The sequence below is a fragment of the Planktosalinus sp. genome, from assembly GCF_059864935.1.
The window spans coordinates 1-5,187 of record NZ_JCBCCK010000295.1; the positions used below are offsets into that span (position 1 = coordinate 1).

The window sequence follows — 5,187 nt, forward strand, 5'->3', positions numbered from 1 at the left end:
ACGGCAAACAAAACCCCATGAATACTCGAAACTTGTCCGTCTTTCAACCAATGAGATTGACGCATGCCCACTTCAGATTCAACCATTTCCAGATAAAAATATCCTTCATTGCCGGGCACAAGTGATTCTACGGCACCTTTCATATAATCGACAAATTCTATTTTTACGGGTTGACCGTCATAATCAGTCCTGATGGTAAATTTATTATTAAGTCGCTCAGACAAAAGCAGCTTTTTGCTATGTTTTCTTCGCTGTGCCACCCCGTCGATTTCAAAATCACCGTCAATAAATGTGGTCAGGTAAACTTTTTCGGAGAGCAGCATATTTTCGGTTTCACCTTCCCTGATGGCAATTACTCCTTCATAACCAATGTATCTGGTGATAAATGCCCCAACTAAAATAAAAATAAATGACAGGTGAATGAGTAATGTGGCCCATTTTTCTTTTCTAAACAGGCGGTATTTGAAAATATTCCCAACAAAGTTGATGACAAAAAACACCATGATTGCCTCAAACCACCAAGCGTTGTAAACCAAAGCCCTTGAATATGGCGTTGGCGAGGTTGTTTGTTGCATATCGAGAAATGTCCCGATGGCCATGGCAACTGCAAACACTATAAATAAAATTCCGGTAAGTCTTGTAGAGAATAAAACAGAAGCAATCTTTTTGAGCATGATTACAAATTGAGGATAAATAAATTGGCGCAAATTTACTGAATTTTGTCCACTTAGAGGCTTGAGTCCCGCATTGAAAAAAGTTAAATATTGATTAATGTTGACAAAAAAATTGATATGACGCAAAGGCGATTCCTTTTCCTATTCAAACCGATTAATCAGATTTCTTCTTATTTTAGCCAAATGATTCAAGTTGTCATTTTAGGCGCCGGAAATGTTGCCACTCACCTGATCAAAGCCTTTGAAAACGCTTCCAATGTTGAGGTTGTTCAGGTGTTTAACCGAAACTACAGCGGGTTTGACACATTGCCTTTTAAAGGAAACAAAACTACAGAAATCAGCAGTTTGATAAACGCCGATTGCTATATCATTGCTGTTCCCGACGATGCCGTGCAAACATTTTCTGCCTCCATTCCGTTTGAAAACCGGTTGGTGGTTCACACTTCGGGCAGTGTTTCGGTTAGCGAACTTGACCCCAAAAACAGGTGTGGAGTATTTTATCCATTGCAGACCTTTTCAAAAGAACGCGAAGTTGATTTTTCGGAAATTCCGTTATGTATTGAGGCAGAAAATGAGGTAGATTTAAAGGTTTTGAACAAACTTGCGCTTTCGATTACAAAGTCAATATATGAGGTCAATTCCGATAAGCGAAAACAACTACATTTGGCGGCAGTTTTTGTTTGTAATTTTGTCAATCACTTGTACCACATTGGTTATGAACTGACCGAAAACAATGGAATTCCATTTTCGATATTAAAACCATTGATTAGAGAAACTGCAAGTAAAATCAAAAATGCAAGTCCGGAGGCAATGCAAACCGGCCCGGCAAAACGAAATGATGTAAAAACCATTGAAAAGCACCTCAATTTGCTTGACCAACCTTTACAAAAAGAAATTTACAAACTTTTATCCCAATCAATTCAGGAAACTTATGGAAGAGAAAAGTTATAAGGAATATTTACAGCACATCACCACCTTTGTTTTTGATGTGGACGGCGTATTGACAGACGGCACCATCATCGTCACCACCGAAGGCGAAATGCTGCGCAATATGGGCATTAAAGATGGTTATGCCTTTAAAACTGCCGTAGAGTTGGGCTACAATGTTTGTATTATTTCCGGCGGAAGCAATGAGGGTGTGCGCAAACGCCTGCGCGGACTGGGAGTCACAGACATCCATCTTGGGGTGCATCACAAAACCGACACCCTTGATGAGTATATGGATGTGTACAGAATTAAACCCGAGCAAGTCCTTTATATGGGCGACGACATTCCGGATTTGTATGTGATGCAAAAAGTGGGACTACCCGCCTGCCCACAAGATGCCGCAACGGAAATCAAAGCCATTTCTAAATACATTTCACACCGAAAAGGCGGCAAAGGCTGCGTGAGGGATGTGATTGAACAAGTGCTTAGGGTGCAGGGAAAATGGAATGTCAACCCCGATGCCAAAATGGACTAAACAGCTACTTATGCTTGCCTTTCTAAACCTCATCAGACATAAAAACCTGATTATAATTATTCTTGTTCAGTGGCTCATTAAATATGGGCTGTTTGAGTCGATGGGTGTTGCCACTACTTTGAATCACCTTCATTTTTTTCTTTTAATGCTGGCTACTGTTTTTATTGCAGCTGGCGGTTATATTATCAATGATATTTACGATGTGCGCATCGATAAAATCAACAGACCTGAAAAACTGATTATCAGTAAAAAAATAAGTGAAAGCACTGCAAACACGATGTATCTGGTGTTTACATTTTTGGGAGTGGTTATTGGGTTTTATCTTTCAAACCACATTGGCTCTCCCGGATTTTCGGCATTGTTTATTTTGATTGCCGCTTTGTTGTATATGTATGCAACGTTTTTAAAATCTATGTTGCTTGTAGGCACTTTGGTCATCTCAATATTGGTTGCTTTAAGCTTAATCATTGTTGGGGTTTTTGAGTTGGTTCCTGCAATCGATTACTTAAATCAGTCATTACAACTGGAGGCCTTTTCAATCCTTTTATACTATTCATTTTTTGCGTTTTTACTCACCTTTTTACGGGAAATTGTTAAAGATATTGAAGACATTAACGGCGATAAAAACGGTGGCCGTCAAACACTCCCCATAGTCATTGGAAGGAAAAGAACCGCAATTGTGTGCTTTGTTCTTGCTATAGCTTCAACTGTACTAATTCTATTGTATATGTATCAGGAGCTTTACCGCCACCCATGGGTGATGCTGTACTTTTTGATTACAATTATCGGTCCGCTACTTTATTTTATAGTAAAAGTTTTCACTGCCGAAACGAAAATAGATTTCCATCACCTCTCCGGTATTATAAAAATCGTTATGGTTTTGGGATTGCTTTCCTTACTTTTTTACAAATTCAACCTCCTTTAATGGATAGTTTTCTTTGTTTAATGTTGCATAAAATTTGGGTAACATTTAACAAGAATTTAAGCTTAGAGCCTTAAACCAAGTTTTATTTTCGCAGTCTAAAAAGTGGTTTACAAAAGCCTATCAAAATTTACCACTTTAACTTCTATGAAAAAATACAGTTTATTTCTTGCCGCACTATTTATTAGCTTAACCTCCTATTCACAATCAGGAAATTACACGGTTTCCGGAAAAGTTTTGGAAAAAAGTACCGGAGCCCCGCTTGAGTTTGCAACGGTTTCTTTGACCAAGTCAGGCACTACTGAACTTGTAAATGGGGGAATTACTGACCTTGACGGAAACTATGCCTTGAATGTTCCAGCCGGAACTTATGACATCAAGTTTGAATTTATTTCCTTTTCATCAGTTACACTTTCAAATCAAACCATCACAGAAAGCACTCAATTACCACCGGTTATTTTGGAAATGGACGCTGAGAGTCTGGATGAAGTTGTTGTTAGGGCAGAAACCACTGAAGTTCAGGTGAGGCTCGACAAAAGAATTTACAATATAGGACGTGATTTAACCACACGCGGAGCCACTATTGGTGACGCATTAGGAAATATTCCTTCTGTTGATGTGGACATTGAAGGGGGTATCAGCTTACGCGGAAATCAAAACGTGACCATATTAATCAACGGAAGACCCTCTGCACTTGCCGGTTTTGGCGATACCAACGCTTTAACACAATTGCCCGCCGAGGCCATTGAACGTGTAGAAGTCATTACCAGCCCGTCTGCACGCTATGACGCTGAAGGTACTGCAGGTATTTTGAACATCATTTTAAAACAAGACCGGATTTTAGGCTTTAACGGCTCTTTAAATATCAGCGGTGGATACCCCATAAATTCCAGTATTACAGCCAATTTGAACTACCGCACCCGAAAATTCAACATCTTCAGCACAACAGGTTATTTCTACAGAGACCAGCCCGGAAGCGCTTTTTTTGACAACACATTTGAGCAAGGTGAATTCTCAAGGACAATAGAAGCCCGGGACATACAAAGAAAGCGACAGGGCATTAACAGCAATCTGGGTATTGAATATTTCCTCAATGATCGTTCATCAATCACCGCCAGTGGATTCATAAGAGTGAGTGATTATGACGATGGAGTTACAGCAACAACCCAAAAATTTGCAAATGGTGCTTTAACTGAAACTTCAACACGTATTCAGGAAGAAACAGAAAAAGATACCAGATATCAACTGGCACTGAATTACATCAACAGATTCAATCAAGACGGTCATAACCTGACCATGGATTTTCAGTATGACAACAAAGCCGAAACCGAAAACACATTTATAACTGAAAGAAATATTGTTGGCCCCAACATTCAATTTCCCTCAGAAGATATTACAACAGTAGAAGATGTGAACACCTTCCTTTTTCAAGCCGATTATGTTTTGCCCATCGGTGATGATTCACAGTTTGAAGCCGGATACCGTGGAAATTTCAGAAATACAATAACAGATTATACCCTATTGGGCGAAAATCTGGAAACCGGAAACTTTGAGCGAAATGATTTATTGAGCAATGTTTTTGATTACACTGAAAATATTCAGGCACTTTATACCCAATATGGAACCAAATTCGGAAATTTTTCATTCCTTCTTGGACTAAGACTTGAAAGTACAGTACTTCAAGGTGACATCAGTTCAGAACTCAACGAGGAAGAACTTTTTGAGCTTTTAGGTGTAAATCCTAATTTTGACAAGGACTATCTGGGACTTTTCCCAACCGTCAATTTAATTTATCAACTCCGGGAAGGTGAGGATGTCACCTTAGGTTTTAACAGAAGAATCAACAGACCACGCGGTTGGTTTATCAACCCTTTCCCTTCGAGAGCTAGTGTCACTAACATATTCCAGGGGAATCCTGATCTGGACCCGGCTTATGCCAGTACTTTTGATTTGGGATACCTGAGACGTTTTGGAAAGCTTACACTAACCTCTTCAATTTATTACCAATATGAAACCAATGCTTTTGAGCGCGTGCAAATTCGCAGGGAAGGTGAAACGGTAAACGGCATTCAGGTGGTGAGAACCATACCTATTAACTTATCGACCAATCAGCGTATTGGTGCAGAAGC

General features: G+C 39.5%; 4 protein-coding genes and 1 pseudogene. 4 read left to right on the top strand and 1 reads right to left on the bottom strand.

Annotated features, from left to right (window positions below):
• A pseudogene (locus AC6F75_RS09730) lies at positions 1 to 674 on the bottom strand (cytochrome C biogenesis protein); the annotation flags it as partial.
• Positions 675 to 857: 183 nt separating this feature from the next.
• Here AC6F75_RS09730 and AC6F75_RS09735 point away from each other — a divergent pair.
• From AC6F75_RS09735 to AC6F75_RS09750, 4 genes are all read left to right on the top strand, one after another.
• Positions 858 to 1,625, top strand: coding sequence for a DUF2520 domain-containing protein (locus AC6F75_RS09735; RefSeq protein ID WP_500714826.1), 768 nt, complete (start codon positions 858 to 860; stop codon positions 1,623 to 1,625).
• Positions 1,606 to 2,136: an HAD-IIIA family hydrolase gene (locus AC6F75_RS09740; RefSeq protein WP_500714828.1), complete on the top strand. Its 531-nt coding sequence runs from the start codon at positions 1,606 to 1,608 to the stop codon at positions 2,134 to 2,136. The genes AC6F75_RS09735 and AC6F75_RS09740 overlap by 20 nt, the downstream gene beginning before the upstream one ends.
• A 10-nt stretch (positions 2,137 to 2,146) precedes the next feature.
• Positions 2,147 to 3,061, top strand: coding sequence for a geranylgeranylglycerol-phosphate geranylgeranyltransferase (locus AC6F75_RS09745; protein ID WP_500714830.1), 915 nt, complete (start codon positions 2,147 to 2,149; stop codon positions 3,059 to 3,061).
• Positions 3,062 to 3,205: 144 nt separating this feature from the next.
• On the top strand, positions 3,206 to 5,187 hold a 1,982-nt coding region (locus AC6F75_RS09750), incomplete at its 3' end, for a TonB-dependent receptor domain-containing protein (RefSeq protein WP_500714832.1).

Excerpts from the sequence above, each read along its gene's own strand:
- AC6F75_RS09735 (WP_500714826.1), top strand. The coding sequence starts at position 858 with ATGATTCAAGTTGTCATTTTAGGCGCCGGAAATGTTGCCACTCACCTG.
- AC6F75_RS09740 (WP_500714828.1), top strand. The coding sequence starts at position 1,606 with ATGGAAGAGAAAAGTTATAAGGAATATTTACAGCACATCACCACCTTT.
- AC6F75_RS09745 (WP_500714830.1), top strand. The coding sequence starts at position 2,147 with ATGCTTGCCTTTCTAAACCTCATCAGACATAAAAACCTGATTATAATT.